This window comes from Bordetella avium (assembly GCF_034424645.1).
Classification (GTDB): Bacteria; Pseudomonadota; Gammaproteobacteria; order Burkholderiales; family Burkholderiaceae_B; genus Bordetella; species Bordetella avium.
The window spans coordinates 2,106,093-2,121,990 of the sequence record NZ_CP139969.1; the positions used below are offsets into that span (position 1 = coordinate 2,106,093).

At 60.7% G+C, this 15,898-nt stretch carries 9 protein-coding genes and 1 pseudogene; 5 read left to right on the plus strand and 5 right to left on the minus strand.

Features of this window, described 5'->3' with window-relative positions:
• Window positions 1-7: 7 nt before the first annotated feature.
• Window positions 8-1,531: pseudogene (locus tag U0029_RS09840) on the minus strand (ABC transporter substrate-binding protein).
• Between the two features lie 33 nt (window positions 1,532-1,564).
• On the minus strand, window positions 1,565-3,193 hold the full coding sequence (locus U0029_RS09845; RefSeq protein WP_114852823.1) for a gamma-glutamyltransferase family protein: 1,629 nt from the start codon (window positions 3,191-3,193) through the stop codon (window positions 1,565-1,567).
• A gap of 119 nt (window positions 3,194-3,312) precedes the next feature.
• Here U0029_RS09845 and U0029_RS09850 point away from each other — a divergent pair, with 119 nt between their 5' ends.
• The 4 genes from U0029_RS09850 to U0029_RS09865 all read left to right on the plus strand — a co-directional run bounded on the left by U0029_RS09850 (window position 3,313) and on the right by U0029_RS09865 (window position 10,954).
• Window positions 3,313-4,227: a LysR substrate-binding domain-containing protein gene (locus U0029_RS09850; RefSeq protein ID WP_012417311.1), complete on the plus strand. Its 915-nt coding sequence runs from the start codon at window positions 3,313-3,315 to the stop codon at window positions 4,225-4,227.
• Between the two features lie 199 nt (window positions 4,228-4,426).
• Window positions 4,427-7,540, plus strand: a complete 3,114-nt coding sequence (locus U0029_RS09855) for a S8 family serine peptidase (protein WP_147294802.1) — start codon at window positions 4,427-4,429, stop codon at window positions 7,538-7,540.
• Between the two features lie 801 nt (window positions 7,541-8,341).
• Window positions 8,342-9,967, plus strand: a complete 1,626-nt coding sequence (locus U0029_RS09860; RefSeq protein WP_147294803.1) for a S8 family serine peptidase — start codon at window positions 8,342-8,344, stop codon at window positions 9,965-9,967.
• A 12-nt stretch (window positions 9,968-9,979) separates the two neighbouring features.
• Window positions 9,980-10,954: an autotransporter outer membrane beta-barrel domain-containing protein gene (locus tag U0029_RS09865; protein ID WP_114852589.1), complete on the plus strand. Its 975-nt coding sequence runs from the start codon at window positions 9,980-9,982 to the stop codon at window positions 10,952-10,954.
• A gap of 17 nt (window positions 10,955-10,971) precedes the next feature.
• Here the strand turns inward: U0029_RS09865 and U0029_RS09870 are convergent, their stop codons facing one another.
• The 3 genes from U0029_RS09870 to U0029_RS09880 are packed head-to-tail and all read right to left on the minus strand — an operon-like array spanning window position 10,972 to window position 14,330.
• A complete protein-coding gene (locus tag U0029_RS09870) occupies window positions 10,972-11,310 on the minus strand; it encodes a P-II family nitrogen regulator (protein WP_039052011.1) in 339 nt (112 codons plus the stop codon).
• A gap of 35 nt (window positions 11,311-11,345) precedes the next feature.
• Complete coding sequence (locus tag U0029_RS09875) at window positions 11,346-12,974, minus strand: NAD+ synthase (RefSeq protein ID WP_012417308.1); 1,629 nt, start codon at window positions 12,972-12,974, stop codon at window positions 11,346-11,348.
• A gap of 36 nt (window positions 12,975-13,010) precedes the next feature.
• Window positions 13,011-14,330 carry a mechanosensitive ion channel family protein gene (locus U0029_RS09880; protein ID WP_114852590.1) on the minus strand — a complete coding sequence of 440 codons (1,320 nt, stop codon included), beginning with the start codon at window positions 14,328-14,330 and terminating at the stop codon, window positions 13,011-13,013.
• A 106-nt stretch (window positions 14,331-14,436) separates the two neighbouring features.
• On the opposite strand from U0029_RS09880, the gene argH reads away from it, so the two are divergent.
• Window positions 14,437-15,849, plus strand: coding sequence for an argininosuccinate lyase (gene argH / locus U0029_RS09885; RefSeq protein ID WP_012417306.1), 1,413 nt, complete (start codon window positions 14,437-14,439; stop codon window positions 15,847-15,849).
• Window positions 15,850-15,898 lie beyond the last annotated feature (49 nt).

Consider the following 15,898-nt stretch of genomic DNA (forward strand, 5'->3'; position numbering starts at 1 on the left):
GGCGGAATCACTTCTGCGCCAGCGTGACGCCCTTCAAGCGGATCATGCCATCAGGATGAGCCGTGAAGCCGCGCACATTTTTTGCCAACACAAAAGGCCAGGGCTGATAGTACAGATAGAAGCTGGGTTTGTCCTTTTCGAGGATGGCCTGAGCCTGGTCATACAGCGCGATACGCTTGCTCTCTTCGGGGACCGTACGAGCCTCGTTCAACAGCCTGTCGACCTCGGTATTGCAATAACGGCCGTCGTTCAGCGCGCCTTTGCACGTCACAAACTGGTAGATATTGCCGTCCGGATCGGCCCGGCCAGACCAGCCGCGCATAATAACCTCGAAATTGCCGCTCTGCGCCTCATTGAGCAGCGCCGCATATTCGGTGGGACGCAGATTCAATTCAAAACCTGCCTCCGCCGACATGGCCTGGATCATTTCGGCTATGGCCGCCGTCGTGGTGTTATTACCGAAGGCAAACTCCACCTTCACCTTGCTCAATCCTGCCTCTTTCAACAGCGCGCGCGCCTTGGCCACATCCCGCTTGGGTGCCGGATACTGCTTCGAGTGGTAAGGGCTCGCGGGCGGGAAAGGCTGCCCTGCCGGCTCGAAAATACCGCCGCCGGCCACGTCGTTAATCACATCGCGGTCGATAGACAGCTCAAAAGCCTGACGCACACGCGGGTCCTGGAAAGGATTGGCCTGCGCCCGCTTGCCATTGTTCAGGTTATAGAACACCTGCTGCGAACCCAAACCCGACACCGATTGGAACTGCACGCTTTTATCCTGCCGGACCTGCGGAGCATCCGAAGGATTCATGCGTTCCAGGATATCCAGACCGCCAGCGCGCACATTGGACAGGCGCACCGTCGTGTCAGGAATCGGCAGAAACACCACGCGCGGGAAGGCGTAGTGCTTTGCGTCGTAATACTTGTCGAACTTCTCCAGCACGATGCGATCGTTCTGCACCCGCTCCACAAACTTGTAGGGTCCCGAACAAATGGGCTTGCGGCCCACGGCAGCCGCGTCAGCTTCGAAACTCTTCGGGGACAGCATCATGCCCGCGCGATCGGACAACTGCGAAATCAAGGTAGCGTCCGGCTTTTTGAGCGTAATCACCAAGGTCTGCGCATCAGGCGCATCCACCTTCTCGACCGAGGCCAGTTCCCCCTTGCGCATGCTGTCCTGCAGCGTCATGGCGCGCTCCAGATTGGCTTTGGCCGCGGCCGCGTCAAACTTCGTGCCGTCATGAAACAAGGCGTCATCGCGCAACTTGAACGTCAACTCCTTGTTGTCATCGCTCCAGGACCAGGATGTCGCCAACTGCGGAACAAACTACAGCTTGTCGTCAAGGTCAACCAGCTTGTCACACAAGGACGTAAACACAATCCGGCCGACATAAGTGCGGGCGCGATGCGGGTCCAGAACATCGGGATCTTCTTGCAAACCGATACGCAAATCCTGCGCGAGGACGGCCGTACCGGCCAACGACAAGGTTGCGGCCGTAAGCGCCAGGCCCAAAGGCCTCTTCCAGATTTTCATAGTTTTCCCCTTGCAAATATATCTTTGGCTACATCAGAACCCGACGGCCTGGCCGTCGCGCCGGCTATCGCTGGCAGACACATAGCCCAGCTCATTGTCACTGCCATGCATGCGCCAAATGAATTGACCCGCGCCGAAGTCCATATAGGGATCGTTCACCGACTTCAATGAATGGCCCATATCCTTGAGGGCCTGCACCACGGCAGGATTCATGGTGGACTCGAGGTCCAGCGTGAAATCCCGGTTGACCTTCCAGCGCGGCGCGCAGCAGGCGGCTTGCGGGTTTTGATGGTAATCCAGCATGCGGATGATGGTCTGCAAATGGCCTTGCGGCTGCATATCGCCGCCCATGACGCCGAAACTCATGACCGGCTTCCCGCCCTGGGTCAGGAAGCCCGGAATAATCGTGTGGAACGGGCGCTTGCCGCCCTCGACCACATTGGCGGACGCCGGGTCCATCGAGAATCCCACACCGCGATTCTGCAGGCTGATGCCAGTATCCGGCACGACCACGCCAGAACCGAAACCCATATAGTTGGACTGGATGAAAGAAATCATCATGCCGCTCTCGTCGGCCGCCGTCAGGTAGATCGTGCCGCCAGCATGCGGGCGGCCGGCACCGAAATGCGTGGCGCGATCGAGCTGAATCAGTTTGGCACGGCTGGCCAAATAGGCGTCATCCAGCATCTGCTCAGGCGTGACCTCCATGCTGCGCGGATCGGCCACATACCGGTAAAGATCCGCAAAGGCCAGCTTCATGGCCTCGATCTGCACATGTTGGGATTGGACCGAATCGACCGGCATATTGGCCAGATCGAATTTCTCGCAAATACCCAGCGCAATCAGCGCGGCAATGCCCTGGCCGTTGGGCGGGATCTCATTGAGTTCATAACCCCGATAAGCCTTGCTGATCGGGTTCACCCACTGCGGCCGGAAGTTGCGCAAATCATCGAGGGTCAAAGCGGCGCCGCATTCCTTGCTGAAAGCGGCGATGCGCTCGGCCAACTCGCCTTCATAAAAATCGCGGCCACGGCTCTCGGCAATACGCTTAAGCGTATGGGCCGCATGAGGGAAGCGGAAATGCTCGCCCACAGCCGGTGCGCGGCCCTCGGGCATAAAGGTCTCGGCGTAGCCGGGTTGATCGTGCAGCTCCTGCGCGGCAGCAGCCCATTTACGCGCCACGATAGGCGGCACCACATAACCGCGCTCGGCGATTTCGATGGCCGGCTCAAACAGTTGCTCAAACGGCAGTTTGCCAAAACGCTCATGCAAGGCGGCCCAACCGGCGACAGCGCCCGGCACAGTCACCGTGTCCCAGCCGCGCTTGGGCTGCTTGGCCAGGCCGTCAGGGCCCGTGCCATATTTGCGTTTGAAATACTCGACATTCCAGGCGGCCGGCGCTGTGCCCGAGGAATTCAATCCATGCAGCGCCTTGCCGTCCCACAAAATGGCAAAACAATCGCTGCCCAGGCCATTGGACACGGGTTCGGTCAAGGTAATGGTCGCCGCAGCGGCGATCGCCGCATCCACCGCATTCCCTCCCTTGAGCAGCATACGCAAACCCGCCTGGGCAGCCAGCGGATGCGAGGTTGACACCACATTCCGCGCAAACAGCGGAATGCGCTGAGTGGGATAGGGATTATTCCAGTCAAACGATTTCATGGGCGGATCTCTGAACGGCAGGCCGAAGAACAAAAGCGTTGAACTTACTCTTGTGATTTGATTAAATCAATTTGATTTTTTGATCCGTAATTAAAAATATTTTTATATATCGAGCGTCTATGAGCACTTTGCGTTTCATGCGCACCTTTCTGGCGGTCGCGCACCACGGAACGTTTGCCGAAGCCGCTGAACAAGTCGCACTCACCCAGGCTGCGGTCAGCTTCCAAATGCGGTCCCTGGAAACCGAGCTGGGGCGCGAACTCTTCGACCGTAGCGGCCGCCTGGCCATCCTCAATGCAGCAGGGCGGGAATTACTTCCGGAAATCAAGCACTTGCTGGACAGCTACGATAAGTTGCGAGCCCCCCGCAACGCTAGCGACGCCTTGGCTGGCGCCGTGTCCATCGGGGCCATCGTCTCGTGCATGGCCACGCTATCGAAAGTCGTCACCCGCATGAAGCGGGCCCATCCTGGCCTGGATGTCAGGTTGTTCTCGGGCAAAGCCAGCGAACTGGCGAGCAAGGTCGAAGCTGGCGAGCTGGACGCGGCCCTGATTGTCGAAGCGGGCCGCAAAATGGCGTCCACACGTTGGACGCCCTTATATGAAGAGCCGCTCGTAGTTCTTGCCCATCAGGATGCGGCAGGCGGCAACGAGGCCCGTCAGGTGCTCGACGCCAACCCCTTTCTGCGTTTTGACCGGACACAACGCACCGGCCGGCAAATTGACCGCGTACTGCGCCGCCTGGGCGTGACCGTGACCGAATTCCTGGAACTCAATGCTATCGAAACACTGGTCGAACTGGTGCGCCAGGAGACGGGGGTCACCTTGCTGCCCCTGCTAAATGGTTCGAACTGGCTAGACAGCCCGGAATTGCGCGTACTGCCCCTGCCGCAAGACATCGGCCCCTCCGCACGGGCCATTGGCATGCTGGAGCGCCGCGAACATGCGCGACAGGACATCACGGCCGCCATCTTTACTCAGTGCCTGAACCTGTCAAGTCTCCTACAGACGACCAGAAATGCAAGAAATATCTGATATTCGAAGTGCGGTCCGGTGAGGATTAATGAGGAGGGATAAAAATGGAAAGTTATGTATCTACCGAAATACCCTCATGCATTCCCTCTCAACTAAAAATAAATCAACCACTTCTTTGCGACAGGCCGCTGTCGTCCTGTCATGTTCCGTCCTTACCGCTTGCGGTGGAGGAGGTGGTGGTGGGGGTGGCGATAGTAGCGTGAAAAGCGCAGCCCTTGCACTACCGCCTGAAGTGCCGCAAGCCGCGCCTCCTCCTGCTGAAGCGCCCAATGCCCCCCCGCCGAAAGTCGTCCCACCGCCTCCTGTTGCACCGCCCGCCGACAAACCTGGCTTGCCCGCTGTTGAAATCGTCCCACCTGTGCAGCGTGAAGAAGCTCCGATTGAGAACATTCCTCCCGGCGGCGCCCCCGACAACGGGGAAGAAGCCGCGAACCCGGCGCCGCTCGACAGGGAGGTGATCCTACGCAGCGCCAACTGGAACGGCACGCGGCCGATGCAACCACTGGAAAACTATCGAAAGCCGGAACACGCCAGCTTCGGGGTCTCGCCGCTTCAACCCAAGCCCACACAGGCGCACTATCTCAACCGCATCGATCTCAAACCCGCGCAAGACGCAGGCCTGACGGGTCAGGGCGTACGTGTGGCCGTGATCGACAACGGCATTAAAAATAACCCTGACGTGGAACTCAAGGTTGATTGGGCGGCCAGTCGGGACTACACATCCACTGGCGCTGAGCAGGCCTACGACAAGGACCGGCAGGGCGAACATGCCACCGGCGTTGCTCAAGTTCTGGCAGCCAAGGCAGACCCGACCCTCGTCGTCGAGGAGGGCCTCGTATTCCGTGGCAACAATAAACATTATCTAGGCGGCGTCGCCCCCAACGCCACCCTGGTTTCCGCCAACATCAGCACAGGCCCAAACTCGCTAACCCTGTCCCGCGCAGCGATGATCGCCGCCTGGCGCGACATGTCCGCCCGGGGTATCAAACTGTTCAACAACAGCCTGGGTACCGATGCCGGCAATGCTACGGTTCAAACGATGAACGAATACCGGAAGGCGTACACCGAAGCCTCGCCCGCTAACAAACCAAAGACAATTGTCGGCGCAGTCTTACAAGGTGTCGAACAGGGAGGACTTTTCATCATCGCTGCGGGCAATGGCATTCTCGGCGCGGGTCAGTCTGACCCTGCGGCGGAAGCCATGCTTCCTGTCATCGAACCGAAGCTGCGCCAGGGCCTGATCGCCGTCGCGGCCGTGGAAGCCAACGGCGACATCGCCACTTGGGCCGACCGCTGTGGCCAAGCCGCAGACTGGTGCCTGACCGCACCCGGTAAAGCCTACATCATCTCGACCACTGCGGATGGCACACGCAAGGCCGAAGTGCAGCGCGGCAGTTCCTATGCCGCCCCGCAGGTGACCGGCGCCGCCGCCCTTCTGCTTGAGAAATACCCATGGATGACGAATGATAATTTGCGCACCACGCTGCTCACCACCGCCGCCGACCGTGGCGAAATAGGGGTGGATGGCGTCTACGGTTGGGGGGTGCTCGATGTCGGGCGCGCCGTCGAAGGCCCCGCGCAATTCCCTTTCGGCGACTTCAGGGCAAAACTGAACGATCCCGGCAAACGCTATATCTTCGGTAACGACATCTCCGGCGACGGCGGTTTGCAGGTATCGGGGCAAGGCACGCTCGTCCTCGCGGGCGTCAATAGCTATACGGGCGCCACGGTTATCGACGGCGGCATTCTTGATGTGATGAACACCATCACATCACCGGTACAGATCAATCCCGGCGGCATGCTGACCGGCAAAGGACAAACCGGCTCGGTCACCAACAACGGCGCGGTCTACTCCGCAGGAGCAGGGCTCCATGTCAATGGCGACTACAAGCAAACGGCCCAAGGCACGCTACTCGCCTCGCTCGGCTCGCTCATGACGGTCAGCGGCGATGCAACGCTGGCTGGCCGCCTGCATATCCAGGGCGTGAACAATGGTTACGTCCCCAAAAAATCGGAAAGCGTACCCCTTCTTACGGCCCGCCAAGTAGAGGGCCGATTCGACAGCTTCACCCACGAGGACACCCTGCTGCTAAAAGGCATGCTCAGCTATACCCAAACCAGCGCAAACATTGACTTGGAGCAAGTCGAAACCGTACTCGCAGCCCGTAACCTTCCCGAACCCGACGCACGGCAAGCCCCGATTCTTGCCGCCGCCCATAATGTAGACCGCGTGATGGACGAACTGGACAAAGCCGTGGCGCCCGACGCACCACTCGGCGTTCGCTCCCTCCCATCGCCAGCAGTCCAGGAGTTGCTTGCTGGCACGGCTGCGTTGCAAGCCATCGCCGACCCCGAGCAATTGCGGAGCAGCCTCTACTCCCTATCTGGTGCCGTATATGCCAACGCCGCAGCCTTGCAAAGTCTTGCTCAGGACCAAACCCTGGATTCTTTCGGAAAACAGCTGAGCAGTAAGCCTCAAGGTGGCTTCGCGCAATATCAACACCAGCAGATCCGCTGGCGCCCCTCGGGTCTAGACGGCAGACAGGGGAACAACGCCGTCACGCTGGGCCTGAGTCACCGTCTCAACCAGGACTGGAATATTGCGGCGGCACTGAATACGGCCGACCGGCGCTGGCAGGAGGACTTCCAAGCCCCCACTCATGACCGCAGCCGCGGCACGACCATCGGCCTGATGCTTGGTCTGCGTCAGGCGCTTGGTGAGGACGGGTATGTGAAATACCTGGCAGGCCTGAACAGCTATAACAATCGCGTCGATCGCCATATCTGGTTTGACGACAACGGCGACGCCGTCGGGGCCAACGCGAAAGGCCACAGCTTGCAAGCAGCGGCGATACTCGGCACGCAGTGGAAAATAAGCACCGACTCGCAGATCACACCCGAAATCGGCGTGATGATCAATCACACCAGGCAGCAGGGGTTTACGGAGTCTGGCGGACGAGGTTACGGTTTGCGCGCCCGGCCCCGTCAAGTCACGCTACCGTCCTTGATCGGACGCCTGAACGCCACGCATCACACGGCAATCGGATCTGTACCCTTGCGCCTGGACGCCAGCGTCCAGGTACACCACGACCTGCGCAACCGGGATTTTCGCACCAACGGAGGGTTCGCAACCATGCCGATATCGCAGGCAAAGAGCGGTCAATGGAATTTGGCACGCACGCGCTGGGGCATGGGTCTCGGCATACAAGCCGCTGCCACCGAGTCGCTGTCTCTGGGCCTGGCCTACCAGGGAGAGTGGAGCCAAAACTGGACCACGCATGGCGTCGTAGCCAACCTGCGCTACACGTTCTGATCAACACAATGCGCCGCCTTTGCGGCGCTTTTTATTGGTGCAAAGTCAGAGTGCCTCTTCGCCGGATTCGCCCGCGCGAATCTTATAAGAATGGACTGATATTTCAGGATTTGTTCTAGCAAGCGACGACGAAAGGATAAGAGTTGAAAGTTGATTCATCCTGTCGGTCAGACCCTCATGCCCTGCTCACCACCTACCAACAAGCCGGCCCGATCCTTGCGCTCGACGGCGATCGCCCTGTCCTGCGCTGCCCTTACCGCCTGCGGCGGCGGGCGTGGGGGCCGCGCCTCGACACCGGACCCTACCGGCGCAGCAAAACCTCCTTCCGTCGGCCCCAGGCCTGGCCAGCCCAATCCGGGAACCTCCCAGCCGATAAAGGCCGTACCGCCTGCCCCCAAACCCGCCGAAGCCCTTGAACCCGAGCCAGTCCCTCCCCCAGCCAGTCAAACCCGTACCACCCGCCCCCGATCCTGCCAAGCCCGATCAAGGCGCGAATCCGGTCAAGCCGGAGCCTCTCTCGGTCGAGCCCGAGCTCCCGCCTGTCCCCGACTTACCGCCCCCCCTTCCCCCACCCGAGATCGTCCCTCCTGGCCCCAGTAAGCCGGCAGTGGCCGCAGTCCTCCGCCCGGAAAGCCGTGCCTGGCCAAACAGCCTCACGCCCCCCTGGAGCAATACGTTGCGCCCGCCGAATCCACCTATTCCGCGACCACCCGCGGCGACCAAGCTCAGTTTTACGACCTGGTCAATCTCAAACCCGTACGCGATGAGGGTCTGACTGGCGCCAACATCAGGGTTGCCGTGGTGGATGAAGGCATCAAAGAAGACACGCCGCTCATCCGTATCCGCGACGAAAACAAATACGACTTTTACAACGGCGGTCTCCACGAAGCCTCCGAAGCACGCCAGGGAAAACACGGCGGATGGGTAGCGCAAACACTGGCCGGCCAACCCGACGCCAGCCAGCACTATCTGGGCGGGATCGCACCGGGAGTAACGCTGTATTCCGGCAATGTCACCGCCAACCCTAGCAGCGGGGTGATCTCACGAGTGGACTCGAAGCTAGCCTGGCGCAATTTGAGCAACAGCGGCATCAAACTCATCAATAACAGCTTGGGAAGCGACGCCGGGCCGCCCAGCATCCGCCAACTGGGGCACTATCGAACGGAGTACACCAATGCAACACCGGAAACAAAAGCCAACACGACTGTCGGCAGTTTGCTCCAGGCGGTCGACAATGGCGCCCTCCTCGTGTTTTCGGCCGGCAATGGCAACGCGCTGCTCCGACGCGGCTACTCACAACCCTCGGCAGAATCGCTCACCCCGCGGATCGAACCCAAGCTGCGTAAAGGGTTCATCACGGTCGCAGCGGTCGACAAACACGGCAGGATAGAGACCTGGGCCGACCGCTGCGGCGAAGCCGCCCAATGGTGCATGGCTGCAAACTCAAAAATGCTCGCCGTCGAAACATTCATCGACGAGGGCCGCAAGCAAGAAGCCTTTGAATACAAGGATGGCAGCTCATTCTCGGCGCCACAGGTCACGGGTGCGGCGGCACTGCTGCTCGAAAAATTCCCCTGGATGACTAACGACAATCTGCGCACGACGCTGCTCACCACCGCCACCGATGTGGGCGATCCAGGGGTGGACGCCACCTATGGCTGGGGCATCCTCAATATCGGCCGCGCCGTGGAGGGCCCGGCGCAGTTTGCCTTCGGCAATTTTGACGCCGCACTAGGGAGCAACGCCCAGACGCGCTACATCTTCAGCAACAATATTTCCGGTGCGGGCGGGCTGAACCTCTCGGGCCAGGGCACGCTGACCCTGGCCGGCCACAACACCTACACCGGCGCGAGCGTCGTGAACGGCGGCACCCTCGACATACTCGGCAGCGTCACCTCGCCAATCACGATCGGCTCCCAGGGCACCCTGACCGGGCGCGGTGTCACGGGCGATGTCAGCAACAGCGGCGCGCTCTACAGCAGCGGGCCCGGCTTGCGCATCAATGGCAACTACCATCAAACGGCGCAGGGCGCCTTGCTAACCGATATCGGCTCGCAACTCACTGTCAGCGGCACAGCCGATGTCGCCGGCCGTCTGCATGTGCAGGGCATACGCGAAAACTATGTACCGCAAATCGGCAGACGTGAAATATTCTTGCAGGCTCAGCGCCTGACTGGGCGTTTTGATCAGTTCACGTACAACCCATCGCTGCTGCTTGAGGGCCAGCTTTCTTACACCGATCACGACGCTGGAATAGAACTCAAACGGCTGGAAACCGTGCCCGTGGTCAATGCCCTGCCACTGGACGACGCGCGAGCCCCGCAGATCAGAGCATCCGCGCGCAGGCTGGACCGCGTATTCCAGCAGCTCGACACCGCAACGCCGCCCTTGAGCAAAGAGCAAGACAACATGTCCGTCATGATATAGGGCGCGGCCCAAATGCAGCATATCCAGGATGCGGCGGCATTGCAGCGCAGCCTGTATTCGCTAGGCGGCGCCATCTATGCCAATACCGCCGCGATGCAAAGCCTGGATCAGGACCAATCCCTGACCGCCTTCGCACAGGCCATCGACCATGAAGCCATGTTGCTCGACTATCGCCATAAACGCAGTACCTGGCGTCCCGCTGGCCTGAGCGGACGGTGGTCTGGCAATGAACTGATGTTGGGCCTCTCACACCGGCTGAATGCAGACTGGCATATAGCCGCTGCCTTGAACTATGGCGAGCGCCGCTGGACCGAAGACTTCCAGGCGCCCCAGCAGGACAGCTCACGCGGCCACAGCTATGGCCTCATGCTGGGCTTGCGCCAAGCACTGCCCACAGGCGCCTACCTGAAATATCTGGGCGGCGTAGCCATCTATGACAACCGTGTTCAACGCAACGTCTGGCTAGGCGACGCGCCTGAAGCCGTGGGCGCCACCGCTCGCGGCCAGAACTGGCAGGCAGGCCTCGCGCTGGGTAAATCTTGGCAGTTTGCCTCCGGCTTCTCGCTCACCCCTGAGACCGGGCTGCTGATCAACCATCAGCGCCAGAATGGGCTGCAGGAAGGTGGCGCGATGGGTTATGGTCTGCGCGCCCAGGCGGTGCGCGTCACGATACTGTCTGCCTACGCGCAATTGAAGGCAACACACGATCTCCAACTAGGCGGTACGGCCCTGCGTCTAGCGGCTTTGGGCGGAGTACGCCAGGACTTGCGCACCCGCGACTCCCGCGCCGACGGCGGTTTCAGCGGGCTGGCCCTGGAAAACGCGCGCAGCACACAATGGAATATGGGGCGCACCCACTGGAACGCCAGCCTGGGCATCAACGCCCAAATGGGCTCAGGTTTGAGCGTCGGCCTGAACTATCAAGCCGACTGGAGCCGCGGCTGGGCGGATCACAGCTTTTTTGCGGCGCTGCGCTACATCCATTGAGGGCAAGCCCGCATAGGCTAGAGGGCTTCTTCGCCGGATTCGCCCGTGCGAATCCGGATGGCCTGCTCAACCGGCATGACAAAAATCTTGCCATCGCCGATCTTGCCCGTGCGGGCGGCTTTCAAAATGGCTTCGATGGCCTGCTCAACCAGCTCATCTGCCAGTACGACCTCAACACGGATTTTGGGCAAAAAATCCACGACATACTCTGCGCCGCGATACAGCTCGGTATGCCCTTTTTGACGCCCAAAACCCTTGACCTCGGTAACCGTCAGGCCGCTGACACCGACCTCGGCCAGCGCCTCGCGAACCTCGTCCAGCTTGAACGGTTTAATGATGGCGGTAACTTGTTTCACGTTCACAATCCTGAAGATAGTAGGGTGCGCTGGCCTTAAACGGCATCACGGAATCCGTTGGTGACAGGATAGCGCCAATCCCGCCCGAACGCGCGGGCCGTGACGCGCGGTCCGGGTGGTGCTTGACGCCGCTTGTATTCATTGATGCGTATGAGCCGCAAGACCTGCTCCACCGCCGCAGGCGGATAACCCTCAGCCAATAAATCCGCGGCGGACGCATTTTGCTCCATATGGCGCAGCACAATGCCATCCAGCACATCATAGGAGGGCAGACTGTCCTGGTCCGTCTGGTCGGGACGCAGTTCTGCCGAAGGCGGACGCGTGATGATGCGCTCGGGGATGATATCGCTCTTGGTGTTGCGCCACACGGCCAAACGGTAGACCAGCGTTTTGGGCACATCCTTGATGACGGCGAAGCCGCCCGCCATATCGCCATACAGTGTGCAATAGCCCGTGCTCATTTCCGATTTGTTGCCCGTCGTGAGCACGAGCTGACCGGTCTTGTTCGACAGCGCCATCAGCAAGGTGCCGCGCGCCCGGGCCTGAATATTCTCTTCGGTGGCATCCACCGGCAGACCGGCGAACTGGGGGGCCAACGCGGTTTCAAAGGCGTCCACGATGGGGCCGATGACGATCTCGTCGTAACGCACACCCAGACGCTGGGCCATATCGCGGGCATCCGTCAGCGAAATATCGGCGGTATAACGCGACGGCATCATCACGGCGCGCACATTGTCGGCGCCCACCGCATCGACGGCAATCGCCAGCACCACAGCAGAATCAATGCCCCCCGACAAGCCGATGATGGCGCCCGGAAAACGATTCTTGCCCAGATAGTCCCGCGTACCCAGAACCAGGGCGTTCCAGACCTGCTCCTCCTCGCTGAGTGAAGGCGCCACGACAGCAGAGGCGCCCACCGCGCCCCGGGCATCCACGTCAACCAGGCTCAAGCCTTCGGCGAAATCCGGCAGCCGAGCGCTCAGACGGCCTTCACGATCGAGCGCGAAGGAGGCGCCGTCGAACACCAGCTCATCCTGCCCGCCAACCAGATTGGCATAGACCAGCGAGCAGCCGGTAGCGGCGACCACACGCCGTGCCACGGTCAGGCGTTCAGTCGGTTTACCCAGGTTGTAGGGTGAAGCGTTGGGCACCAGCAGGACCTGTGCCCCGGCATCGGCCGCAGCCTGCGGCGCACGGTCAAACCAGATGTCCTCACAGATATTGACGCCGACGCGCACCCCCTTGACCTCAAAGACCAGCGGCTGGGTATCGGACAAAAAATAGCGTTGTTCGTCGAAGACCGAATAATTCGGCAGTTCACGCTTGCGATAGCTGCCCAGCACCCTGCCTTCACACAGTACGGAGGCCGCGTTGTAGAGATGGCCTTCGCGGCGCTCCACATGGCCAACCAGCACATGCAGGCCAGGCAAGCCGGCCAGATCGGCGGCCAATTGCGCCAAGACCGCTTGCTGGCGTTCGATGAACAAGGGCCTCAGCAGCAGATCTTCAGGCGGGTAACCCGTCAACACCAACTCCGGTGTGAGCAGAATATCCGCCCCCCGGCCATAGGCCTCACGGGCCGCCTTCAGCACCCTGGCGGCATTGCCCGCCAGGTCGCCCACGCAGGCATTAATTTGCGCGATTCCTACCCGGACGACGCTCATGAACGACAATTCCAATGCAATGAAAAGAATGACAAATTATCGCATGTCACGCACGGGCTCATCCGGCGCCGGCAAGCTTTGCTCGTACTGGGCCTCATGCAGCGCGGCCTGACGCAACTGCACCGCGAAAGCCGACAGGTCCGAACCGGAAGGCTGTTGATAAAGCCGCAGCCCTAATTCGGGCAGGATAGCCAGCAGATGATCGAAGATATCCCCCTGTATGCGCTCATACTCGACCCAGGCTGTGAGGGCAGAGAAGCAATACACTTCGATCGGAATGCCCTCGGCCTGCGGCTCCATCATGCGCACCATCATGGCCATGTCTTGCCGCACTTCGGCATGCTGGCACAAATAACGCAGGGCGTAAGCCCGGAATGTACCGATATTGGTCAGGCGGCGGCGGTTGGCCGGCACCGCGGCCAACTCGCCCAATTCCTGGTTGGCGCGCTCCAGATCCGTTTCCTTGGCATGCAGGTAGTCATGCAAAAGATAAAACCGCATCAGGCGGTTACGCTCATGGGCATCAAGAAAACGCACCGAGGACGCGTCAATGCGCAAGGTGCGTTTGATACGGCGCCCACCCGATTCGAACATCTGGCGGTAATTACGGTAACTCTCGGAAAACAGCTTATAGGTCGGCACCGTGGTGACGGTGTTATCCCAGTTCTGCACCTTGACCGTATGCAGGGCAATATCCTTGACAAAGCCATCTGCATTGGCCTGAGGCATCTCGATCCAGTCACCGATGCGCAGCATATCGTTCGAAGTGAGTTGCGTGCTGGCAACGAGGGACAGCAAGGTGTCCTTGAACACCAAGAGCAGCACCGCCGACAGCGCGCCCAAACCGGAAATCATCCACAGCGGCGAGCGGTCGATCAAGATGGACAGCACCAGCACCACGCCAATCGCCATCAACACCAGTTTGCTGATTTGGATATAGCCCTTGATGGAACGCGTCTGGGCCCGCGTCGTGGCCGAATAGGTGTCCTGCCATGCGCTCAGCACCCCGCTCAGCGCCATGAACACAAACACCCAGGTGGTCGCGTGGGCCAGCCGCCCCACCACACTGACCACGCGCTCGGCGTGGGGCACCAGTTGAATCCCTAGCGAGACCACGGCAAACGGCACGGCATACCAGAGGTTCTGATAGGCCCGCCTGCGCCGCAAGGCCGCATCCCAGTCTTGGTGGCCGGCCGCCTGCAACAACTTATGAGCGAAATACAGCACGAGCCGCACCACCACCCACTGCGTAAACAGCGCCACCACCGCCAGCACTCCGATGCCGACCAGCGTCTGCGCCCAGGTCTGCGTGGGGGTGTACTGATCCAGGGTATTCGCTAGCGTCTGCCACTCCATCGTCAAAACTCCCTGCTTATGATCCATCCGACCCAATTATCCAACATCACAAGCTGGCGGCGCGAACGCACCAGCCCGCCGTCCAGGCCCTATAATTCCAGCCACCATGGCAAACACTCCCTCCCAACAAGACCAATTCGCCAATAAGGCGCAAGCTTGGTCCGCACGCTTCTCCGAACCTGTCTCCGATCTTGTCAAGCGGTACACCGCATCCGTGGATTTCGACAAGCGCCTAGCGCGCCACGATATCCGTGGGTCGCTGGCCCATGCCGATATGCTGGCCGCCCAGGGCATCATCTCCGCCCAGGATCTGGCCGACATCGAGCGCGGCATGCAGCAGATCCTCAGCGAAATCGATGCCGGCAGCTTCCAATGGCTGCTCGACCTTGAGGACGTGCACCTGAACATTGAAAAGCGCCTGGTCGAACTTGTCGGCGATGCCGGCAAGCGCCTGCACACCGGCCGCTCCCGCAATGATCAAGTCGCCACGGATATCCGTCTATGGCTGCGTGACGAAATCGACCTGCTGATCGACTTGCTGCGCCAGTTGCGCCACGCTCTGGCCACCGTGGCTCTGGACAATGCGGGCACCATCATGCCCGGCTTCACTCATCTCCAGGTAGCCCAGCCCGTCACTTTCGGCCATCATCTGCTCGCCTATGCCGAAATGTTTGGCCGTGACGCCGAACGTCTGGCCGATTGCCGCAAGCGTGTGAACCGCCTGCCCTTGGGCGCCGCCGCCCTGGCTGGCACCTCTTACCCGATCGACCGCGAACGCGTGGCAAGCACCCTGGGCTTCGATGGCGTCTGCCGCAATTCCCTAGATGCCGTCTCCGACCGCGATTTCGCCATCGAATTTTGCGCCGCAGCCTCCCTCATTATGACGCACGTCTCGCGCCTGTCCGAGGAACTGGTGCTATGGATGAGCCCGCGCGTCGGCTTCATCGACCTGGCTGACCGCTTCTGCACCGGCAGCTCGATCATGCCGCAAAAGAAGAACCCGGACGTGCCCGAACTGGCACGCGGCAAAACCGGCCGCGTCAACGGCCACCTGGTCGCCCTGCTGACCCTGATGAAAGGCCAGCCCCTGGCCTACAACAAGGACAACCAGGAAGACAAAGAAGGTTTATTCGACACGGCTGACACCCTGCGCGACACGCTGACGATCTTCGCCGACATGGCGGGCGGCATCAAAGTCAAAGCCGACAACATGCGCGCAGCAGCGCTGCAGGGTTTTGCCACCGCGACCGATCTGGCTGACTACCTGGTCAAGCGCGGCCTGCCTTTCCGCGACGCACACGAAGTCGTCGCCCATGCCGTGCGCGACTGCGAGCAACGCGGCTGCGACCTGGCAGACCTTAGCCTGGCCGAGCTACAGGCTTATCACCCCTCGATCGAGGCGGATATCCACCAGGTTCTAACGCTGGAAGGCTCTGTCGCGGCACGCAAGCACACCGGCGGCACGGCGCCGGAGCGGGTGCGAGAGGAAGCTCAGCGCGTCATCCAGGAAACCGCCTGATCTGCACCCCTGCCTAGGGTTTGCCTGCAACAGCCTCTGACCTGAGTCA